Consider the following 21,205-nt stretch of genomic DNA (forward strand, 5'->3'; position numbering starts at 1 on the left):
TCGGTTAAGGCAGCCACGGATTTGGCCGGAAAGGCAGGACCATGGCGAAAGATCAGAAAAAACAACCCCGTCCCAAGGCGGAAACGCCCAAGGGCTTTCGCGACTATTTCGGCGCGGATGTGACGGAACGCAAGGCGATGCTGGACCGGATCGCCGAAATCTATCACCGCCATGGCTTCGATCCCCTGGAAACCAGCGCCGTCGAGACGGTCGAGGCCCTGGGCAAGTTCCTGCCCGACGTAGATCGCCCCAACGCCGGCGTCTTTGCCTGGCAAGAGGAAGCCGTGCCCGGCGGCGGTTCTGGCGACTGGCTGGCGCTGCGATACGACCTGACGGCACCCTTGGCACGGGTGGCGGCGCAGTTCCGCAACGACCTGCCGTCGCCCTATCGCCGCTATGCCATGGGTCCGGTCTGGCGGAACGAGAAGCCGGGGCCGGGGCGGTTCCGGCAGTTCTATCAATGCGACGCGGATACGGTGGGGTCGCCGTCAGTCGCGGCGGATGCCGAGATCTGCGCGATGCTGGCGGATGCTCTGGAGGCCGTGGGGATCGCGCGCGGCGACTACATCGTGCGCATCAACAACCGCAAGGTGCTGAATGGCGTGCTGGAGGCCGCCGAGGTGCGCGCGGACCAGGCCGAGGACGTGCTGCGCCAGATCGACAAGTTCGACAAGGTCGGCCGCGAGGGCGTGCAGGCGCTGCTGACCGCGGGCCGCAAGGACGACAGCGGCGCCATGATCGAAGGGGTTGGGTTGAGCGAGGCGCAGGCCCAGCCGGTGCTGGCCTTCCTGACCTCGAAAGGCACGGACAACGCGGCGACGCTGGGGAATTTGCGCTTGGCGGTCGGCGCTTCGGCTGCCGGGGCAGAGGGCGTGGAGGAACTGGCCCAGATCGCCGACATGCTGGCCGCGATGGGCGTGGCCGAGGATCGCGCGGTCATCGACCCCTCGGTCGTGCGCGGGCTTGGCTATTACACCGGGCCGGTCTTCGAGGCGGAACTGACCTTCGAGATCCTGGACGAGAAGGGCCGCAAGCGGCAGTTCGGATCGGTTGCGGGCGGCGGACGCTATGACGGGTTGGTCGAGCGGTTTACGGGCCAGAAGGTGCCTGCAACGGGCATCAGCATCGGCGTGGACCGGCTGCTGGCGGCGCTGCGGGCCAAGGGGCTTGCCGGCAGCGAAGCGCAGGGGCCGGTGGTTGTCACAGTCATGGATCGCGACCGGATGGCGGATTACCAGGCGATGGCATCTGAACTGCGCGCCGCTGGCATCCGGGCCGAGGTTTATCTGGGCAATCCAAAGAACTTCGGCAACCAGTTGAAATACGCCGACAAGCGCGGCGCGCCGGTGGCGATCATCCAGGGCGGCGACGAGGCCGCGCGGGGCGTGGTGCAGGTGAAGGATCTGGTCCTGGGCGCGCGCATTGCGGCCGAGGCGAGCCTTGACGAATGGAAGGCGCAACCCGCCCAGACCGAGGTTCCGCGCGCCGATCTGGTCGCGGAAGTCAGGCGGATCGTCGGATGATCTCCAAGCGCGACAAGCAGGCCATCGGGCAGCGTTTCCTGCAGGCCTTCCGCGAGGCGGGGGCGGTTGAGGTCGCGCCCGACATCCTGCTGCCTGCCGACACGCTGCTGGATCTGTATGGCGAGGATATCCGCGCGCGCGCCTATACCTCGACCGATCCCTTGCGGGGCGAGGTGATGCTGCGGCCCGATTTCACGGTGCCCGTGGTGCAGATGCACATGGCGGGCGGGGCGGAACCGGCGCGTTACTGCTATCTGGGCGAGGTCTTTCGCAAGCAGGATCCGGGCGAGGAGCGGCCGGCCAATCCGCGCGACAACGAATATCTGCAGGCGGGCTTCGAACTGTTTGCCCATGACCGTCAGGCCGATGCCGAGGTCTTCGGACTGTTCCACCGGCTGCTGGTCCCCTATGGCCTGCAGGCCGTGACGGGCGACACGGGGCTGCTGATGGATGCGGTCCGGGCGCTGCCGCTGTCGACTGCTCGCCGCGATGCCCTGCTGCATCACCTGTGGCGGCCCCGCCGCTTTGCGCGGCTGCTGGCGCGGTTCTCTCGGCCCGCCGAGGCGCGTGATCTTCCCTCGACAAGCGCGCCGTGGGCCGGGCTTCGGGGCGAGGATGAGATGCAGGCCCGGATCGACCGGCTGCTGGCAGACCGGCACGCGCAGCCGCTTGATCCAGCCTGGATCGCGCGGCTCGAGCGGCTGTTTGCGGTTCGTGCGCCGCTGCCAGGGGCCTTGGCAGAGCTGCGGGACCTGGTTGCGGAATGGACCGAGCTGGGGCCGGCGGTCCTGCGCATCGAGGAGCGGATGGCGATGCTGTCGGCCCAGGGCGTCGCCCCTGACGCGATCCTGTTCGACGCAAGCCATGGGCGCCAGACGATGGAATACTACGACGGCTTTACCTTCAGCTTCGTCGCACCTGATCGCCCTGCCTGGCCGCCTGTCGCCTCGGGCGGGCGCTATGACGCGCTGACGGCCGTCCTGGGGCGCGGCGGCCGTGCGATCCCCGCCGTGGGCGGCATCATCCGCCCCGGCCTTGTCGCCGAACTGGAGGCCGCGCGATGATCCGGTTAGGGGTGCCGTCCAAGGGGCGGCTGATGGAGCAGACCTTTGACTGGTTTGCCTCACGCGGCGTGGCGCTGTCGCGCAGCATCTCGGATCGCGAATATGCGGGCCGGGTCGAGGGCGCAGAGGGGGTGTCGCTGGTCCTGCTGTCGGCGGGCGAGATCCCGCGAGAGCTTGCCGCAGGACGGATCGAGCTGGGCGTGACCGGCACCGACCTGGTGCGCGAAAAGCTGGCAGGCTGGCGGTCCGACGTGGCCGAGATCGCGCCCATGGGCTTCGGCCATGCCGACCTGATCCTGGCCGTGCCGGAATGCTGGCGCGATTGCGAGGATCTGGACGATTTTGCGTCTATCGCCCGTGATTTTCGCGCCGTCCATGGCTTCCGGCTGCGGATCGCCACCAAGTATCACCGCCTGGTGCGCGCCTGGCTGGCCCATCACGAGGTGGCGGATTACCAGCTGGTCGATTCCCAGGGCGCGACCGAGGGCACGGTCGCCAACCAGACCGCCGAGGCGGTGGCCGACATCACATCGTCCGGGGAAACGCTGCGGGCCAACAACCTGAAGATCCTGGGAGAGGAGCCGATCCTGCGATCCCAGGCCACGCTGTTCGCCAATCGCGCCGCGCTTGGTGATGTGCGGCCCTTTCTAGCGCAGCTTGGGGTGGCAAATTAGGCGGGGGCTGTCTGCCCCCACGCGCTTCGCGCGTTCCCCCGAGGATATTTGGGCAACGAAGAAGCGTCAGAGCCCGACGAGTGCGCGGGCGAAATCATTGGCGTCGAAGGCGTCCAGGTCGTCGATCTGTTCGCCGACGCCGATCGCATGGATCGGCAGGCCGAAGCGGTCTGCCAGGGCCACCAGCACCCCGCCGCGCGCGGTGCCGTCCAGTTTCGTCATCACCAGGCCCGAGACATCGGCCAACTGGCGGAAGGTTTCCACCTGGTTCAGCGCGTTCTGGCCCGTGGTCGCGTCCAGCACCAGAAGGGTGTTGTGGGGCGCGGTCGGATCCTTCTTGCGGATCACGCGGACGATCTTGGCCAGTTCCTCCATCAGGTCCTGGCGGTTCTGCAGGCGGCCGGCCGTGTCGATCATCAGAAGGTCCGCGCCTTCAGCCTCGGCCCGTGTCATGGCGTCGAAGGCCAGGCTTGCGGGATCGCTGCCTTGCGCGGCGACCATCACCGGCACGCCCGCCCGCTGGCCCCAGATCTGCAACTGTTCGACGGCCGCCGCGCGGAACGTGTCGCCCGCCGCGATCATCACCGACTTGCCCGCCTCGCGGAACTGGCTTGCCAGCTTGCCGATGGTGGTGGTCTTGCCCGCGCCATTGACGCCCACGACCAGCACGACCTGCGGCTTCTTGGGGTAAAGGGGCAGGGGACGGGCGACCGGGGTCATGATCCGCGCGATCTCGGTCGCCAGCAGTTCCTTGAGTTCGGTGGCCGACAGGCGGCGCCCCATCCGCCCTTCGGCGATATTGGCCGTCACGCGCAGGGCCGTATCCACCCCGAGGTCGGCCTGGACCAGCATGTCCTCGAGTTCTTCCAGCATCTCGTCGTCGAGGGCGCGGCGCGGTTCCTCGGGTCTGGCGGGGGCGGTGCCGAACAGGCGCCCGACCAATCCGGCGGAAGGGGCCGCAGGCGCCGCAGGCGGCGGTGGAGCCATGGGCTGGGGGGCAGCCGGGGTCTCGGCGGCAGGGGCAGGTCCGGCGTCCACGATGCCGTCCAATCCTTCGCCGATCTTTGACGAGGATCGGGTCAGCCGATCGCGCAGTTTCGAGAAAAACGACATGCCCTGTACCCTTGCAGCCCGGCGGCGAACCTAAACCTTGCGACCGGAAAGGAAAAGGGCAGGCGGCCGGTGCCGTACCGGTCAAATCCCGGCTTTCCCCCGGCCCGGCCTTGCGCTAGACCCTGCACCGGACATTTTTCGGGCAGATGGAAGGACCGTTCATGGCCAATGTGGTGGTTGTCGGCGCGCAATGGGGCGACGAGGGCAAGGGCAAGATCGTCGATTGGCTGAGCGAACGGGCCGATGTGATCGCCCGTTTCCAGGGCGGTCATAACGCCGGGCACACGCTGGTCATCGGCGAGAAGGTCTTCAAGCTGTCGCTGCTGCCCTCGGGTATCGTGCGGGAAGGCAAGCTGGCCGTGATCGGCAACGGCGTGGTGCTGGACCCTTGGGCGCTGTTTTCGGAAATCGACAAGCTGTCGGGGCAGGGCGTCACGATCTCGACGGACAACCTGATGATTGCGGAGAACACGCCGCTGATCCTGCCGCTGCACCAGGATCTGGACAAGCTGCGCGAGGAAGCCGCGGGCAAGGCCAAGATCGGCACCACCGGCCGCGGTATCGGCCCGGCATACGAGGACAAGGTGGGACGCCGCACCATCCGCGTGGCGGATCTGGGCGACGAGGAAACGCTGGATGCGCGGCTGGACCGCCTGCTGGCCCATCACGATGCCTTGCGGCAGGGACTGGGCGCCGAGCCCATCGACCGGGCCGAGCTGAAGGCCAGGCTGATGGAGGTGGCGCCGAAGCTGCTGCCCTATGCCCAGCCGGTCTGGAAGATCATGGCCGATGCCCGCAAGGCCGGCAAGCGCATCCTGTTCGAAGGCGCGCAGGGGTCGCTGCTGGATATCGACTTCGGCACCTATCCCTATGTCACAAGCTCGACCACCATGTCGGGGATGGCGGCGTCCGGGACCGGCATGGGACCGTCGGCCATCGGCTTCGTGCTGGGGATCGTCAAGGCCTATACCACCCGCGTGGGAGAGGGGCCGTTCCCGACCGAGTTGCATGACGGCGACGGGCAGCGTCTTGGTGAACGCGGGCGTGAATTCGGCACCGTCACCGGGCGCAAGCGCCGCTGCGGCTGGTTCGATGCGGTGCTGGTGCGCCAGACCTGCGCCATCAGCGGCGTGAACGGCATCGCGCTGACCAAGCTGGACGTGCTGGACGGATTCGACACGTTGAAGATCTGCGTGGGCTACGAGATCGATGGCGTGAAATACGACTATCTGCCCACGGCCGCCGCGTTGCAGGCCAAGGTCACGCCCATCTATGAGGAAATGGAAGGCTGGCAGGAATCCACACAGGGCGCGCGCAGCTGGGCGCAGCTTCCGGCGGCGGCGATCAAATATGTCCGCCGGGTCGAGGAGTTGATCCAATGCCCGGTCGCGCTGCTCTCGACCAGTCCTGAACGGGACGATACCATCCTGGTGACGGATCCTTTTGCGGACTGAGGGCGCAAGCCGGGGGTTTCACACCCCCGGACCCCCGTGGGATATTTATCCACAGAAGATGAAACGGAGGCGGCGATGAACCTGAAGACACGCAAGAGGCTGTCGCTGCTGATCCTGGTCATCGGCCTGCCGCTTTACATCGTCGCTGCGGTGACGCTGGTCAACTGGATGGATGCGCGCTTTGGCCGCCAGCCGATCCTGGTCGAGGTCGCGGTCTATGTAGGCTTGGGCATCTTGTGGATCCTGCCGTTCAAGCGCGTCTTTTCCGGCGTCGGGCGCGGGGAATGATACCGCCGCTGGTCATCTCTGATCGGGGGGTGACCGTGATCGGGGGCGGCGCGACGACCCCTTATGACCTGCAGACCGCGCTGGCGGTGGCGCCGACCCTTGTGGCCGCAGATGGCGGGGCCGACCGGGCGCTTGCCTTGGGTCAGACCCCCGACTGGGTGATCGGCGATCTGGACAGCATCACGGCCGGCGCGCGCAAGCTGATCCCGGCGGGGCGCATCCATCATGTGGCCGAACAGGACAGCACGGATTTCGCCAAGTGCCTGACCCGCATCGCGGCGCCTTTCGTGATGGCGGTGGGATTTGCCGGGCTGCGTCTGGATCATACGCTGTCGGCATTGACGACAATGGCCAGCACGCCCCGCCCCCTTGTGATCCTTCTGGGGTCCGACGACGTGGTCTTCGTGGCGCCGCCGCGCCTGACCTTGCCGCTGATGCCGGGCACCCGGGTTTCGCTTTACCCGATGGGTCCGGCGCGCGGGATCAGCACGGGTCTGGAATGGCCCATCGAGGGGATCGAGTTCGCGCCGGGCGGGCGGGTTGGCACATCCAACATGGCGAACGGCGTCGTGACCCTGCGGATCGAGGGCAAGATGCTGCTGATGTTGCCGCGCAGCACGCTGGCATCCGTGATGACGGCGCTTCGCCTGCCTGCCTGAACGATCAAAGCCCCGTGCGGCGGTTGCCGCCTTGGTCACGATGGCTTATCTGCAAGGGGCGAACCCCCGGAGGCATCCATGTCGCTGAACCCCATCCGTCCTTGGCGCAACATCGAGCGTCGGAAGTCGCGCCAGATCATGGTGGGCAACGTGCCCGTGGGCGGCGACGCGCCGATCAGCGTGCAGACCATGACCAACACCAACGGCCATGACGTGCGCTCCACGCTGGACCAGGTGATCCGCGCCGCCGACGCCGGGGCCGACATCGTGCGGATTTCTGCCCCCGATCAGGAAACCACGCGGGCCCTGCGCGAGATTTGCCGCGAAAGCCCGGTCCCCATCGTGGCCGACATCCATTTCCACTACAAGCGCGCCATCGAGGCGGCCGAGGCGGGCGCCGCCTGCCTGCGCATCAATCCCGGCAATATCGGCGACGAAAGCCGCGTGCGCGAGGTCATCAAGGCGGCCAAGGACCACGGCTGTTCCATTCGCATCGGCGTGAACGCGGGATCGCTGGAACGTCATCTGCTGGAGAAATATGGCGAGCCTTGCCCGGACGCGATGGTCGAATCCGGCCTGGATCACATCAAGATCCTGCAGGACAACGACTTCCATGAATTCAAGATCAGCGTGAAGGCCAGTGACGTGTTCCTGTCCGCCGCCGCCTATCAGCAGCTTGCGGATGCCACGGATGCGCCGATCCATCTTGGCATCACCGAGGCGGGCGGCTTTGTCGGCGGCACGGTGAAGTCGGCCATCGGCCTTGGCAACCTGCTGTGGATGGGGATCGGCGACACGATCCGCGTCAGCCTGTCGGCGGATCCGGTCGAGGAGGTGAAGGTCGGCTTCGAGATCCTGAAATCTCTCGGCCTGCGGACGCGGGGGGTGCAGATCATTTCCTGCCCGTCCTGCGCGCGCCAGGGCTTTGACGTGATCAAGACCGTGGAAAGGCTGGAAAAGCGGCTGGAACATATCAAGACGCCCATGTCGCTGTCGATCATCGGCTGCGTCGTCAACGGCCCGGGCGAGGCGCTGATGACCGATATCGGCTTCACCGGCGGTGGCGCGGGCAGCGGCATGGTCTATCTGGCCGGGCGGCAAAGCCACAAGATGACCAACGACCAGATGATCGACCATATCGTGCAACTGGTCGAGGAACGCGCCGAGAAGATCGAGGCGGAAGCAGGAATTCAGGCGGCAGAGTAGGGTGCGTGCTTGCACGCACCGCCAGCCGGACCAAGGTGCGTGCAGGCACGCACCCTAGCCGCCGGTATGGCTCATGTGGCGGGACATCTGGCCCGCGACGGTCTGGCGGGAATAGTCGAAATCGTGGCCCTTGGGCTTGCGGCTGATCGCGGCGCGGATGGCGTCCTTGACCACCGCATCCTCGGCCGAGGCGCGCAGTGGCGCGCGCAGGTCCGCGCGATCCTCCTGGCCCAGGCACATGTAGAGTTCGCCGGTGCAGGTCAGGCGCACGCGGTTGCAGCTTTCGCAGAAATTATGCGTCAGGGGCGTGATGAAGCCGATCTTCTGGCCGGTTTCCTGCAGGCGGACATAGCGGGCGGGGCCGCCGGTCCGTTCGGCAAGGTCGATCAGGGTGAAGCGTTCGGCCAGGCGGGCGCGCAGGTCGGACAGGGGCCAGTACTGGTCCAGCCGATCCTCGTTGCCCAGATCGCCCATCGGCATGACCTCGATGAAGGTCAGGTCGTGGCCCTCGTCGCCGCACCAGCGGACAAGGTCGAACAGTTCGACATCGTTCACGCCTTTCAGCGCGACCGCGTTGATCTTGACCCGCAGCCCGGCGGCTTGCGCGGCACGGATGCCGTCCAGCACCTGCGGCAGGCGTCCCCAGCGGGTGATCGCCGCGAACTTGTCCGCATCCAGCGTGTCCAGCGACACATTGACCCGCCGGACGCCGCAATCGACCAGTTCGCCGGCATAGCGGCCAAGCTGGCTGCCATTGGTGGTCAGCGTCAATTCGTCCAGACCGTTGCCCAGATGGCGCGACATGGCGCGGAAGAAGGACATGATGTTGCGGCGGACCAGGGGCTCGCCCCCGGTGATGCGCAGCTTTTGCACGCCAAGGTCCACAAAGGCGCTGCACAAACGCTCCAGCTCCTCCAGCGTCAGAAGCTCTGCCTTGGGCAGGAACTGCATGTGTTCGGCCATGCAATAGACGCAGCGGAAGTCGCAGCGGTCCGTGACCGACACCCGCAGATAGGTGATCGGCCGGGCGAAGGGGTCGATAAGGGGGGCTGCTTGCTGCATGGCCTTAATCTATGCGCGGTGTTGATCGCAGACAAGCGGCGACTGGTTGTGGACGGGGTCGGGTTATGCAGACTAGGTTGAAGCTGAATATGGGACAGAAGGGACAATTCATGCGTTTCACCACCGTTGCCCCAGCGTTGATCCTGACTGCGGGCGCTCTGGCGGGCTGCACTCAAGGCGCGATGACGGCAGGGCGCAGCGCCGATGCCGCACCGCAGACGCAGATGACGGCTGAACAGGTCACGGCGGCCGCTGCCGTCACCCGCGCCCCTGCGCCGCGTCCGGCGGCGCGGGCGTCCGCTGCCCAACTGGACACCACGACCCCTGAACAGCGCGCCGCCGCCGCCAAACCGGCTGAGGCGGCCGAGACGAGGCTGGGCACCACCGTCGCATCATTGGGCAACCCTTCCGAGGGAGGGTTCTGGATCAAGACGCCCCTGGTCAGCGAACGCGGGATCGGCCGGATCGTGGACCCGGCCACCGGAAAGTCGGCCAAGGTCGATCTGATCCCCCTGGACGGTCCTGCCAGCGGCGGGTCGCAGGTGTCGCTGCCTGCGCTGCAATTGCTGGGGGTGTCGCTGACCGACCTGCCGACGCTTGAGGTTTATCGGTCCTGAGCCAGCCGCAGGGCTTCCTTGCGGGCAAAGGGCTTCATGCGTGCCCCGTGAGCCTCCAGGAAGGCCCGGACGCGGGGCGCGTCGCGTTTGGACAGGTCGCGCAGCCACCAGGCGATGGCCTTCTGGATGAACCAGTCGCGGTCATCCGCCAGCCGCGCCGCCCAGTCCAGGATGCGTTCCCGCGCGCCAAGTTCGTCGGGCTTCGGGTTGTTCATCTTGGCCCAAGGCAGGGTGCCCACCAGGGCCGCGCGGCGGGTCCATTTGTTCGGATGATCCAGCCAGGTCTCGACCTGGTCCAGCCGTGATGGATCGGCCACCAGCCGCTTCTGCCCGGCGATCATGACGCTGTCCGCGATGGCCCAGCCGTCGAATTCTGCCGCCCATCCGGCGATCAGCGACCATACGGCATCGTCGGGGCGGATGCGCGCCTGGGTCAGAAGCTTGGCCGCCGCGATGCGCGCTTCATGGATGTCGCTTGCCCACAGGTCGCGCGCCAGGTCGATGCGCCCTTCGATGTCCCGCGAGGCCCGCCATTCGGCGACCAGGTCGTCCAGGTGCGGGTTCGCCACCCCAAGATAGACGCGCGGCGTCTTGTGATAGGCCTGCATCTGATCCGCCTTTTCGGGATCGGCCAGGGCCTTCAGGCTGTCCAGTTCTGTCATGGGAACCTCCGTTCCCGCGGTTCTAGGAAGACCCGCCTGCGGGCGCAAGAACGGGCTGGCCGCGCGGGGGTGGTGGCGCTAAAAGAACCGCGCAATCAACAGGTGTGCCCATGTCCCATTCGTCCGAACCCCGCCCGATGACTGCCCGCCGCAGCGGCCCGCTGCGCGGCACGGCCCATATTCCGGGCGACAAGTCGATCAGCCACCGCGCGCTGATCCTGGGCGCGCTATCGGTGGGCGAGACGCGGATCACCGGCCTGCTGGAAGGCGAGGACGTGCTGGACACCGCCAAGGCGATGGAGGCTTTTGGAGCGCAGGTCACACGTCTGGGCGATGGCGAATGGTCCGTCCACGGCGTCGGCGTGGGCGGGTTTTCCGAACCCGAAGGCGTGATCGACTGCGGCAATTCGGGCACCGGGGTGCGGCTGATCATGGGGGCCATGGCCACCACGCCGATCACCGCGACCTTCACGGGCGATGCCAGCCTGTCGCGCCGCCCCATGGCCCGCGTGACCGACCCGCTGGAACTGTTCGGCGCGCAGATCACCGCGCGGGAAGGCGGGCGGCTGCCCATCACCATCCAGGGCGCGGCCGACCCGCTGCCCGTGCGCTATCGCACGCCCGTGGCCAGTGCGCAAATCAAGTCGGCAATTCTGCTAGCGGGCCTGAACGTGCCGGGCGAGACGGTGGTGATCGAGCCGGAACCCACCCGCGATCACTCCGAACGGATGCTGGCGGGCTTCGGCGCCGACATTCGCGCCGAGACGACCAAGGAAGGCCATGTGATCACCCTGCAGGGGCGCCCCGAACTGCGCGCGCAACCGGTTGCCGTTCCGCGCGATCCGTCAAGCGCGGCCTTTTCGGTGGCCGCCGCCCTGATCGTCCCCGGTTCGGAGATCCGTGTACCGGGCGTCAGCCGCAACCCGACGCGCGACGGGCTTTATGTCACGCTCCTGGAAATGGGTGCCGATATCGTCTTTGAAAATCCCCGAGAGGAAGGGGGCGAGCCGGTGGCAGACCTGCTGGTCCGTCACGGTCCGCTGAAGGGCGTCACCGTGCCTGCCGAACGCGCCGCCAGCATGATCGACGAATTTCCCATCCTGTCGGTCATCGCCGCCTTTGCCGAAGGCACGACGGTCATGAACGGGGTGGCGGAACTGCGGGTCAAGGAAAGCGACCGGATCGACGCCATGGCCCGCGGGCTGGAGGCCAATGGCGTGAAGATCGAGGAGACGAAGGACAGCATGACCGTGCATGGCATGGGTCGCGTGCCGGGCGGCGGCAGGGCCGTCACGCATCTGGACCATCGCATCGCCATGTCCTTCCTGGTGCTGGGACTGGCATCCGAGGCACCGGTTTCCATCGACGACGGCGCACCGATCGCGACGTCTTTCCCCGATTTCCTGCCCTTGATGAAGGGTCTGGGCGGCGATCTGGGCTAGCCCGTCCGTTCGTCGAACTTGGCTTCGATGTTGTTGCCGTCCGGGTCCAGCAGATAGGCCGCATAATATCCCGGATGATAATCGCGCAGGCCGGGAGGGCCATTGTCCGTCCCGCCTGCCTTCAGGCCTGCTGCATGGAAGGCCTGCACCTCGGCCCGCGAACGGGCGGCGAAGGCCAGGTGGATCCTGCTGGGCGGGGCATCGGCATCGGCCTCATCCAGATAGAAGCAGCCCAGTTCCAGCCAGTCCCGGCCGCCCTTCATGTCGCTGTTTCGGCCCAGCGCCTGGAAGATGGCTTGATAGAAAAGAATGGCCTGGTCGAGATGCACCGAGCGCAGGTGAATATGGTCCACGATGGAATGTGCTTGTGTGGTCATCGGCGCCTCCATCAGTGAAACGCCAATGACCGACAAGGGTTCTGCAAATCTTTGTTAGACGTGCTGCGGGTAGCCGACCGCGCGCAGGGCCGCGGCGATTTCGTCCAGGATGGCCGGATCGTCGATCGTCGCCGGGGTCTTGAAGCTTTCCCCGTCGGCGATCTTGACCATGGTGGCACGCAGGATCTTGCCCGACCGGGTCTTGGGCAGGCGGTCCACCACGCAGGCGGTCTTGAAGGCCGCGACCGGGCCGATCTGGTCGCGGACCATGCCGACGACCTCTTTTACGACCTGCTGGTCGGGGGTGTTTGTCCCCTTCTTCAGGCACAGAAAGCCCAGCGGCATCTGCCCCTTGAGGCTGTCGGCGACGCCGATCACCGCGCATTCAGCGACGGCGGGATGGGCCGACAGAACCTCCTCCATCGCGCCGGTGGACAGGCGATGGCCTGCGACGTTGATCACGTCGTCCGTACGCGCCATGATGTAGAGATATCCATCCTCGTCGATATAGCCCGCGTCGCCGGTTTCGTAATAGCCGGGGAAATGCGACAGATAGGATTTGCGGAACCGATCCTCGGCGTTCCACAGGGTCGGCAGCGTGCCCGGCGGCAAGGGCAGCTTGATGGCCACCGCGCCCAGCGTGCCCGCCGGGACAGGATGTCCCGCCTCGTCTAGGACCTGCACGTCATAGCCGGGCAGCGTGACCGAGGGGCTGCCGCGCTTGACGGGCAGAAGCTCGATCCCGACGGGGTTCGCGACGATGGGCCAGCCGGTTTCCGTCTGCCACCAGTGGTCGATGACGGGCACCCGCAGCTTTTCCTCGGCCCATTGGATGGTGTCGGGGTCGGCGCGTTCGCCCGCCAGATACAGGGTCTTGAAATGGCGCAGGTTGTATTCGCCGATCAGCTTGCCGTCCGGGTCTTCGCGACGGATAGCGCGGATCGCGGTGGGCGCGCTGAACACGCTTTTGACGCGGTGGTTCTGGATCACGCGCCAATAGGCGGCGGCGTCGGGGGTGCCGACGGGCTTGCCCTCGAAGACGATGGTGGTGGCGCCGACGGCCAGCGGGCCATAGCAGATATAGCTGTGGCCCACGACCCAGCCCACGTCGGACGCCGCCCAGAAGACGTCGCCCGCGTCGATGTCATAGACGTTCTTCATCGACCAGGCGAGCGCGACCATATGCCCCCCGGTATGCCGCACCACCCCCTTGGGCTGCCCTGTCGTCCCTGAGGTGTAGAGCACATAGGCCGGGTGATTGCCTTCGACGGGCACGCATTCCGCAGGTTCGACGCCGAACTGGAAGCTGTGCCAGGCGACGTCGCGGCCTTCGGTCAGGTGCGCGACCTCTTGTTCCCGCTGGAAGATCACGCAGAAGTCGGGCTTGTGGGTGGCTTCCTCGATCGCGCGGTCCAGAAGCGGCTTGTAGGGAACGATGCGGCCGGGTTCCAACCCGCAGGACGCCGCGATGATCGCCTTGGGCGTGGCGTCGTTGATGCGAACCGCCAGTTCGTGCGCGGCAAAGCCGCCGAAGACAACCGAATGGATCGCGCCCAGCCGCGCGCAGGCCAGCATCGCCTCCAGCGCCTCGGGGACCATGGGCATGTAGATGATGACCCGGTCGCCCTTCTCGATGCCCTTGGCGCGCAAGGCGCCCGCAAGGCTGGCCACGCGGTCGCGCAATTCGCGATAGGTGATGCCCCGGCATGACCGGGTGATCGGGCTGTCGTGGATGATGGCAAGCTGGTCGCCGCGCCCGGCCTCGACATGGCGGTCAACGGCGTTCCAGCAGGCGTTCAGCATCCCGTCGGCATACCATTCCCCCGCCGGTCCCTGATCGAAGAAGGCCCGGCTTGGCGGTCGGTCCCAATCGATCGTGCGGGATGCGTCCATCCAGAAGGCTTCGGGGTCGGCCTGCCAGGCGGCATAGGTTTCGCGATACGACATGGTCTTGTCTCCTCACTCCTGCGCATGTGTTACGCAGGGGTGGCGGGTTCGCGCAACAATGTTAGCGGGTCAGGTCGGCGCCGCGTGACGAAATGTAGCAAATCCATGCGAGAGGTATTTGCAAAACGGAAAAACCTGCAAACCAGCCCATACAGGGGCAACAAGTTTGCAAATGCAGCCTTGCGGATGCAGCGCGCCGGGCGATCATCAGCCGAATCGCCCGGCGCAGGGATCAACTGTAATGCGCGACCGGGGTTCCTGCCAGAACGCTCATGTTCAGCAGGCCGCGCGTGGTGATCGAGGGGGTGACGATATGCGCGCGGTTGCCCATGCCCATCAGGATCGGCCCGACCTCAAGCCCGTTGGCGCGCATCTTCAGCGCGTTGCGAACGCCGGATGCCGCGTCGGTGCCGGCAAAGACCAGCACGTTCGCCACGCCTTCCAGCCGCGATCCGGGGAAGATCCGTTCGCGCAGCTCCGGGCTGAGAGCCGAGTCGACATGCATTTCGCCGTCATACATGAAGTCGGGCTTCCTGGCGTCCAGCAGGGCCAGCGCCTCGCGCATCTTGCGGCCCGTATAGGTGTCCAGGTTCCCGAATTGCGAATGGCAGCACAGCGCGATCTTGGGCGTCAGGCCGAAGCGGCGGACATGGCGGGCAGCGCCCATGACCGTGTCCATCACCTGCTGCGGCGTCGGGTCGTCGTGGCACTGGGTGTCCGCGATGAACAGCGGCCCGTCTTCCAGGATGATCATCGACAGCGCGCCCACCGGGGACAGCCCGTCGCGAGCCAGGATTTCCCGGATATAGCGCAGGTGCCAGGAATACTGCCCGAAGGTGCCGCAGATCAGACTGTCGGCTTCGCCCCGGTGGACCATGACGGCGGCGATGGCCGTGGTGTTGGTGCGCATGATCGCCCGCGCGATGTCGGGGCTGACCCCGCGCCGGGCCATCAGGGTGTGATAGGTTTCCCAGTAGTCGCGATAGCGAGGGTCGTTTTCAGGGTTCACGATCTGGAAATCGCGTTCGGGGCGGATCGGCAGGCCCGCGCGTTCGGCGCGCATGGCGATCACCTCGGGTCGGCCGATCAGGATCGGCACGTCGGTTGTTTCCTCCAGCATGGCATTGGCCGCGCGCAGGACCCGTTCATCCTCGCCCTCGGCGAAGGCGATGCGGCGGGTGGCGGTCGCGGCGGCCTCGAAGACGGGGCGCATGATCAGGGCGGACCGGAAGACGGAACTGTCCAGCTTGCGCTTGTAGGCGTCCAGGTCGGCGATGGGCCGCGTCGCCACGCCGGTTTCCATCGCGGCGCGGGCCACGGCGGAACTGACGACACCCACCAGGCGCGGATCAAACGGTTTCGGGATCAGGTATTCCGGCCCGAAGGTCAGCGTCTCGCCGCGATAGGCGGCGGCCGCCTCGGCAGTGGTGGTGGCGCGTGCAAGGGCCGCGATGCCCTCGATGCAGGCCAGTTCCATTTCCGAGTTGATGGTGGTCGCGCCCACATCCAGCGCGCCCCGGAAGATGAAAGGGAAGCACAGGACGTTGTTCACCTGGTTCGGGAAATCGCTGCGGCCCGTGGCGATGATCGCGTCGGGGGCGACGGCGCGGGCATCGTCGGGCACGATCTCGGGATTGGGGTTCGCAAGCGCGAAGATGATCGGGCGGGAGGCCATGCGGGCCACCATCTCGGGCTTCAGGACGCCGGGGCCGGACAAGCCCAGGAACAGGTCCGCGCCGTCGATCACCTCGCCCAGGGTCCGGGCTTCGGTGTCCTGGGCGAAGGCGGCCTTCTGGACGGTCATGTCCTCGACCCGGCCCTTGTAGACCAGCCCGTGGATGTCGCACAGCCAGACGTTCTCGCGCTTCACTCCCAGCTTCAGCAGCATGTTGAGGCAGGCGATCCCCGCCGCCCCGCCGCCGGTCGAGACGACCTTGATATCCTCGAACCGCTTGCCCGCGACATGCAGCGCGTTGGTGGCCGCCGCGCCGACGACAATGGCGGTGCCATGCTGGTCGTCGTGGAAGACCGGGATGTTCATGCGTTCGCGGCACAGCTTTTCGACGATGAAGCAGTCGGGGGCCTTGATGTCTTCCAGGTTCACCGCCCCGAAGGTGGGTTCCAGCGCGCAGACGATATCGGCCAGCTTCTCGGGGTCGGATTCGTTCACCTCGATGTCGAAGCAGTCGATATTGGCGAATTTCTTGAACAGGACCGCCTTGCCCTCCATCACGGGCTTGGAGGCGGCGGCACCGATATTGCCAAGGCCCAGAACGGCGGTTCCGTTCGACACCACCGCAACCAGATTGCCGCGCGAGGTATAGCGGCTGGCCGTGGCCGGATCGGCTTGGATCTCCAGGCAGGCCTCGGCCACGCCGGGGGAATAGGCGCGGCTCAGGTCGCGGCCGTTGGCCAGCGGTTTGGTCGCTCGGATCTCCAGCTTACCCGGACGCGGGAATTCGTGATAATCAAGCGCCTCTTGCCGGGCATTGTCCTGCCTGCGTTCTTCCATCTTTGTCCCCCTCAAAAGCGAATTAGTTGACCGTTAAACCATTTCCCCGGCGGGGAACAGAAGCCTTCGGCTTGCGTTAGCGGCAACCCTGCGCAAAACTGCCGCCACAGGATGAAGGAGCCGAGGATGTCGCTGCTGGATGCCGCCCGCGAGGTGCGCGAAATGGCCTATGTGCCTTATTCCCGGTTCAAGGTGGGTGCTGCCATCCGTGGCGCGTCGGGCGTCATCTATCGCGGCTGCAACGTGGAAAACGTGGCCTATCCCGAAGGCACCTGCGCCGAGGCCGGGGCGATTTCCGCCATGGTCGCAGCGGGTGAGACAGAGTTGATCGAGGTTGCGGTGATCGCCGACAGTCCTTCGCCCGTGCCCCCCTGCGGCGGCTGCCGGCAGAAGCTGGCTGAATTCGGCCGCCATGACACGCCCGTGCTGCTGGCAACGACGGACGGCGCGACACTGGCCACAACGGTGGGCGAGCTGTTGCCGGGGCGTTTCGACGCCGGGCACATGGTCAAGGCATAATGACCGATCCGCGCCCGGTGATCGCGGCGATCCGCGACGGTCGCGGCCTTGACGGGCCGGGTGCGGCACTGATCGCGCAGGGACTGGCGAACGGATCGGTCAGCGACGCGCAGGCGGGCGCCTTTGCCATGGCCGTCCTGGTCAAGGGCATAGGCGTGCCGGGGCGGGTGGCGCTGACGCGGGCCATGCGCGATTCGGGGCATGTGCTGCATTGGGATCTGCCGGGGCCGGTCGTGGACAAGCATTCCACGGGCGGCATAGGCGATGCGGTCAGCCTGGTGTTGGCGCCGTTATTGGCCGCGCGAGGGGTGTTCGTGCCGATGATCTCGGGGCGCGGACTGGGCCATACCGGCGGCACCCTGGACAAGCTGGAAGCGATCCCCGGATACCGCTGCGACCAGTCCGAGGACGATTTTCGCCGCATCGTCCGCACGGTCGGCTGCGCCATCGTCGCGGCCAGCGGCGATTTCGCCCCTGCCGACCGCAGGCTGTATGCGATCCGCGACGAATCCGCGACGGTGGAATCGATCGACCTGATCACCGCATCCATCCTGTCGAAGAAGCTGGCGGCGGGATTGCAGGCGCTTGTGCTGGATGTGAAAGCCGGGTCGGGGGCGTTCCTGCGCAAGGCCGAATCCTCGCAGCGGCTGGCGCAGGCCCTGGTGGAAACGGCCAATGGCGCAGGCTGTCCGACAGCGGCGCTGATCACCGACATGGACCAGCCCCTGGCCCGCAGCGCGGGAAACGCCCTGGAAATTGCCGAATCCATCCGGGTCCTGAAAGGCGAACCCGGCGCGCTGCGCGACCTGACCCTGGCGCTTGCGTCCGAGGTGTTGCGCCTTGCGGGGCAGGGGGACGAGGGGCTGGAAGACCTGCTGGATTCTGGCGCGGCGGCCGAGGTCTTCGGCCGCATGGTCGCCGCCCAGGGCGGCCCTGCCGATCTTCTGGACCGGCCTGACACGCATCTGGCCCCGGCGCCGGTCGTCCGCCCCGTCCCAACGCCCGAAGGCCGGATCGCCCAGATCGACGTCACCGCGCTTGGTCATGCCGTCGTGGCCCTTGGCGGTGGCCGCGTCCGCGCAGGAGAGGCGATCGACCCGCGCGTGGGCCTGTCCATGCTGGCGAAACTTGGCGATGAGGTCGGCCCCGGCCGCCCCCTGGCCCTGGTCCATGCCGCCGACGACACTGCGGCCGAGGTCGCCATTGCCGCCATCGCGGCCGCCTATCGGTTGGGAGAAGACGGCGTCCCTGGCCCCCTGGTTCGCGACAGGATCGCGCCGTGACGGACAGGCGCGCATTCCTGATCGTGATGGACAGCGTCGGTATCGGCGGGGCGCCCGACGCCGACCAGTTCTTCAACGACAGCCTGCCCGATACGGGCGCGAACACCGTGGCACATATCGCGCAGGCGCAGCCGCTGCACATGCCGAACCTGGCGCGGCTTGGCCTTGGCGCGGCGGTGCGTCTTGCGTCGGGGCAGGATGCGCCGGGGCTGATGGTGACTCCGCAGGGGCTGTGGGGTGCGGCCACCGAAATCTCGCGCGGCAAGGACACGCCCTCGGGTCATTGGGAGATCGCGGGCGTGCCGGTCCCATGGGATTGGCACTATTTTCCCGACACAACCCCCGCTTTTCCACCCGAGGTGACAGCCCGCATCTGCGATCTGGCGGGAACCGAGGGGATCCTTGCGAACTGCCACGCATCCGGCACGCAGGTGATCGAGGATTTCGGGACCGAGCATATCCGAACCGGCTGGCCGATCTGCTATACCTCGGTCGACAGCGTGTTGCAGATCGCCGCGCATGAGGATCATTTCGGCCTGGACCGCCTGATCGGGCTGTGCGAGGCGCTGGCGCCAACGCTGCACGCCATGCGCGTGGGCCGGGTGATCGCGCGGCCTTTCGTGGGCAATGCGCCCGGCGATTTCCGCCGCACAGGCAACCGCCGCGACTTCGCCATCGCGCCGCCGGGCCGCACGATCCTGGATATCGCCCAAGGGGCAGGGCGCGTGACCCATGCCATCGGCAAGATCGGCGACATCTTCAGCCATCGCGGCATCAGCCACCTGCACAAGGGCAAGTCCGACGCCGATCTTGCCGAACATCTGGTGCGCTTGGGACGCGAAGCCGAACCGGGCAGCCTGACATTCGCCAACTTCGTCGAATTCGACACGAATTTCGGCCATCGTCGCGACATTCCCGGCTATGCCGCGCAACTGGAATGGTTCGACGGGATTGCCGGGCGGTTCCTGGACATGTTGGGACCGGGCGATCTGGCGATCTTCACCGCCGATCACGGCAACGACCCATCCTGGCATGGCACCGACCACACCCGCGAACGCGTGGCGGTGCTGGGGCACGGCGTCGGCCCCCGCGACATTGGCTTGGTCGGCTTCAGCGACATCGGCGCCTCGGTCATGGCGCATCTGGGTTTGCCCGCGCCCGATCATGGAAGGTCGTTCCTGTGAAGAAGATAGAACTGCACCTGCATCTGGAAGGGGCCGCCCCGCCCGCCTTCATCCGTGGCCTTGCCGCCGAGAAGCATGCGGATCTGAGCGGCGTCTTCGACGAGCAGGGGAACTATTCCTATGACGGGTTCGACGGCTTCCTGCGTTGTTACGAAGCGGCAACCAGCGTGCTGCGGACGCCTCAGGATTTCGCCCGCCTTCTGGCCGAGGTTCTGGAACGATCTGCCGAACAGGGTGTGATCTATACCGAGCTGTTTGTCTCGCCCGAGTTCTGCGGCGGGGCTGACCTGTCAGCTTGGCGCGACTATCTGGCGGCCATGACCGAGGTCGCGGACAAGTCCCGGGCCCAAGGCATCGACAGCCGGGCGATCCTGACGGCGATCCGCCATTTCGGCCCGGATCGTGCCAGGAAGACCGCGATCTGCGCGGCGGAAACGGCGGGCGACTGGGTGACCGGCTTCGGCATGGGCGGGGCGGAAACCGTGGGCCGCGCGACCGATTATGCCTGGTCCTTCGACTGCGCGAAGGAGGCGGGCCTTGGCCAGACTTGCCATGCGGGCGAATGGCGCGGCCCCGACAGCATCCGCGATGCCTTGTCCCTCGGCTGCACCCGCATCGGCCACGGGGTCCGCGCGACCGAGGATTCGGCCTTGGTTCGCGACCTTGCCGACAAGGGGGTGACCCTTGAAGTCTGCCCCGGTTCGAACGTCGCGCTTGGCATCTATCCCGCCTGGTCCGGCCACCCGATCGCGCGGCTGGCCGACGCGGGGGTGCGCGTCACCGTATCCACCGATGATCCGCCCTTCTTTCACACGACGTTGCGGCATGAATACGACCGGCTTGCCGACGCCTTCGGTTGGGGCGATACGGAATTCGCCCAGATCAACCGCTGGGCCGCCGAGGCTGCTTTCTGCGACCAGGCGACCCGCGACCGGCTTTTGAAGGAGTTTCCGTGACCCAACAGCACCTGACCGTCATCGACCATCCCCTTGTCCAGCACAAGCTGACGATCATGCGCAAGAAGGACGTGTCCACCGCGGGCTTCCGCCGCCTGCTGCGAGAGGTCAGCCTGCTGCTGGCCTATGAGGTCACGCGCGAACTTGAACTGACCACCACCCGGATCGAGACCCCCGTCTGCGAGATGGACGCGCCCACGCTTGAAGGGAAAAAGCTCGCCCTGATCTCGATCCTGCGGGCGGGCAACGGCCTGCTGGACGGGATCCTGGAAATGATCCCCTCGGCCCGCGTCGGCTTCGTGGGTCTTTACCGCGACCCCGAAACGCTGCTGCCGGTCGAATATTACTGCAAGGTTCCCAAGGAACTGGACGCGCGACTGACCATCGTCGTCGATCCGATGCTGGCCACGGGCAATTCTTCGGTTGCTGCCATCGACATGCTGAAGGCGCGCGGGGCCACCAACCTGCGCTTCCTGTGTCTTCTGGCTGCCCCCGAGGGCGTCGAACGGATGCGCCAGGCCCATCCCGACGTGCCGATCTTCACGGCGTCCCTGGACGAAAGGCTGGACGATCACGGCTATATCGTGCCGGGCCTAGGGGACGCGGGCGACCGGATGTTCGGAACGAAGTAATCGCGTTAACCCGCCTTTCAGGCTTAGGGGC

General features: G+C 66.6%; 20 protein-coding genes. 14 read left to right on the top strand and 6 right to left on the bottom strand.

All coding sequences use genetic code 11. The features are described from left to right. Nucleotides 1-41: 41 nt before the first annotated feature. Genes hisS through hisG form a run of 3 tightly spaced genes read left to right on the top strand, consistent with a single transcriptional unit; the run spans nucleotide 42 to nucleotide 3,261 of the window. On the top strand, nucleotides 42-1,523 hold the full coding sequence (gene hisS, locus CK944_RS00195; RefSeq protein WP_103171017.1) for a histidine--tRNA ligase: 1,482 nt from the start codon (nucleotides 42-44) through the stop codon (nucleotides 1,521-1,523). Then, complete coding sequence (locus tag CK944_RS00200; RefSeq protein ID WP_103171288.1) at nucleotides 1,523-2,587, top strand: ATP phosphoribosyltransferase regulatory subunit; 1,065 nt, start codon at nucleotides 1,523-1,525, stop codon at nucleotides 2,585-2,587. Before hisS ends, CK944_RS00200 begins: the two co-directional genes overlap by 1 nt. After that, entirely contained in the window at nucleotides 2,584-3,261 is a 678-nt protein-coding gene (gene hisG / locus CK944_RS00205; protein WP_103171018.1) for an ATP phosphoribosyltransferase, read from the top strand. The genes CK944_RS00200 and hisG overlap by 4 nt, the downstream gene beginning before the upstream one ends. Nucleotides 3,262-3,327: 66 nt before the next feature. Here hisG and ftsY read toward each other — a convergent pair whose 3' ends face one another. Beyond that, on the bottom strand, nucleotides 3,328-4,374 hold the full coding sequence (ftsY, locus tag CK944_RS00210) for a signal recognition particle-docking protein FtsY (RefSeq protein ID WP_103171019.1): 1,047 nt from the start codon (nucleotides 4,372-4,374) through the stop codon (nucleotides 3,328-3,330). 161 nt (nucleotides 4,375-4,535) lie between these two features. Between ftsY and CK944_RS00215 the strand changes: the two genes are divergently transcribed. The 4 genes from CK944_RS00215 to ispG all read left to right on the top strand — a co-directional run bounded on the left by CK944_RS00215 (nucleotide 4,536) and on the right by ispG (nucleotide 7,981). Further along, nucleotides 4,536-5,828, top strand: a complete 1,293-nt coding sequence (locus CK944_RS00215) for an adenylosuccinate synthase (protein WP_103171020.1) — start codon at nucleotides 4,536-4,538, stop codon at nucleotides 5,826-5,828. A 75-nt stretch (nucleotides 5,829-5,903) separates the two neighbouring features. Then, on the top strand, nucleotides 5,904-6,116 hold the full coding sequence (locus CK944_RS00220; RefSeq protein ID WP_103171021.1) for a DUF2842 domain-containing protein: 213 nt from the start codon (nucleotides 5,904-5,906) through the stop codon (nucleotides 6,114-6,116). After that, nucleotides 6,113-6,775, top strand: a complete 663-nt coding sequence (locus tag CK944_RS00225; protein WP_103171022.1) for a thiamine diphosphokinase — start codon at nucleotides 6,113-6,115, stop codon at nucleotides 6,773-6,775. The genes CK944_RS00220 and CK944_RS00225 overlap by 4 nt, the downstream gene beginning before the upstream one ends. 78 nt (nucleotides 6,776-6,853) lie before the next feature. Continuing rightward, entirely contained in the window at nucleotides 6,854-7,981 is a 1,128-nt protein-coding gene (gene ispG, locus CK944_RS00230) for a flavodoxin-dependent (E)-4-hydroxy-3-methylbut-2-enyl-diphosphate synthase (protein WP_103171023.1), read from the top strand. A gap of 54 nt (nucleotides 7,982-8,035) precedes the next feature. On the opposite strand, the gene moaA is transcribed toward ispG, so the two are convergent. Then, nucleotides 8,036-9,043 carry a GTP 3',8-cyclase MoaA gene (gene moaA / locus CK944_RS00235; protein WP_103171024.1) on the bottom strand — a complete coding sequence of 336 codons (1,008 nt, stop codon included), beginning with the start codon at nucleotides 9,041-9,043 and terminating at the stop codon, nucleotides 8,036-8,038. Nucleotides 9,044-9,153: 110 nt separating this feature from the next. Between moaA and CK944_RS00240 the strand changes: the two genes are divergently transcribed. Further along, nucleotides 9,154-9,660, top strand: a complete 507-nt coding sequence (locus CK944_RS00240) for a hypothetical protein (protein ID WP_239985924.1) — start codon at nucleotides 9,154-9,156, stop codon at nucleotides 9,658-9,660. On the opposite strand, the gene CK944_RS00245 is transcribed toward CK944_RS00240, so the two are convergent. Continuing rightward, nucleotides 9,648-10,322, bottom strand: a complete 675-nt coding sequence (locus CK944_RS00245; protein ID WP_103171025.1) for a DNA alkylation repair protein — start codon at nucleotides 10,320-10,322, stop codon at nucleotides 9,648-9,650. The genes CK944_RS00240 and CK944_RS00245 overlap by 13 nt on opposite strands. Before the next feature lie 110 nt (nucleotides 10,323-10,432). On the opposite strand from CK944_RS00245, the gene aroA reads away from it, so the two are divergent. Further along, entirely contained in the window at nucleotides 10,433-11,764 is a 1,332-nt protein-coding gene (aroA, locus tag CK944_RS00250) for a 3-phosphoshikimate 1-carboxyvinyltransferase (RefSeq protein WP_103171026.1), read from the top strand. On the opposite strand, the gene CK944_RS00255 is transcribed toward aroA, so the two are convergent. The 3 genes from CK944_RS00255 to CK944_RS00265 all read right to left on the bottom strand — a co-directional run bounded on the left by CK944_RS00255 (nucleotide 11,761) and on the right by CK944_RS00265 (nucleotide 16,600). Continuing rightward, a complete protein-coding gene (locus CK944_RS00255) occupies nucleotides 11,761-12,141 on the bottom strand; it encodes a VOC family protein (protein ID WP_103171289.1) in 381 nt (126 codons plus the stop codon). The two genes, aroA and CK944_RS00255, sit on opposite strands and share 4 nt — an antisense overlap. Before the next feature lie 54 nt (nucleotides 12,142-12,195). Further along, nucleotides 12,196-14,088, bottom strand: a complete 1,893-nt coding sequence (locus CK944_RS00260; RefSeq protein ID WP_103171027.1) for a propionyl-CoA synthetase — start codon at nucleotides 14,086-14,088, stop codon at nucleotides 12,196-12,198. A 232-nt stretch (nucleotides 14,089-14,320) separates the two neighbouring features. After that, nucleotides 14,321-16,600, bottom strand: a complete 2,280-nt coding sequence (locus tag CK944_RS00265; RefSeq protein ID WP_103171028.1) for an NADP-dependent malic enzyme — start codon at nucleotides 16,598-16,600, stop codon at nucleotides 14,321-14,323. A 126-nt stretch (nucleotides 16,601-16,726) separates the two neighbouring features. On the opposite strand from CK944_RS00265, the gene CK944_RS00270 reads away from it, so the two are divergent. From CK944_RS00270 to upp, 5 genes are read left to right on the top strand one after another with little or no spacing between them, the layout of a single operon-like run. Continuing rightward, nucleotides 16,727-17,119 carry a cytidine deaminase gene (locus tag CK944_RS00270; RefSeq protein ID WP_103171029.1) on the top strand — a complete coding sequence of 131 codons (393 nt, stop codon included), beginning with the start codon at nucleotides 16,727-16,729 and terminating at the stop codon, nucleotides 17,117-17,119. Further along, nucleotides 17,119-18,402 (top strand): thymidine phosphorylase, encoded by a 1,284-nt coding sequence (locus CK944_RS00275; RefSeq protein WP_103171030.1) that lies wholly within the window; start codon nucleotides 17,119-17,121, stop codon nucleotides 18,400-18,402. Before CK944_RS00270 ends, CK944_RS00275 begins: the two co-directional genes overlap by 1 nt. Further along, nucleotides 18,399-19,586: a phosphopentomutase gene (locus CK944_RS00280; RefSeq protein ID WP_103171031.1), complete on the top strand. Its 1,188-nt coding sequence runs from the start codon at nucleotides 18,399-18,401 to the stop codon at nucleotides 19,584-19,586. The genes CK944_RS00275 and CK944_RS00280 overlap by 4 nt, the downstream gene beginning before the upstream one ends. Continuing rightward, nucleotides 19,583-20,542 carry an adenosine deaminase gene (locus CK944_RS00285; RefSeq protein ID WP_103171032.1) on the top strand — a complete coding sequence of 320 codons (960 nt, stop codon included), beginning with the start codon at nucleotides 19,583-19,585 and terminating at the stop codon, nucleotides 20,540-20,542. The genes CK944_RS00280 and CK944_RS00285 overlap by 4 nt, the downstream gene beginning before the upstream one ends. After that, a complete protein-coding gene (upp, locus tag CK944_RS00290; RefSeq protein ID WP_103171033.1) occupies nucleotides 20,539-21,174 on the top strand; it encodes a uracil phosphoribosyltransferase in 636 nt (211 codons plus the stop codon). Before CK944_RS00285 ends, upp begins: the two co-directional genes overlap by 4 nt. Nucleotides 21,175-21,205 lie beyond the last annotated feature (31 nt).

Source organism: Paracoccus sp. SY (genome assembly GCF_002901215.1).
In the GTDB taxonomy this organism is placed as follows: Bacteria; Pseudomonadota; Alphaproteobacteria; order Rhodobacterales; family Rhodobacteraceae; genus Paracoccus; species Paracoccus acridae.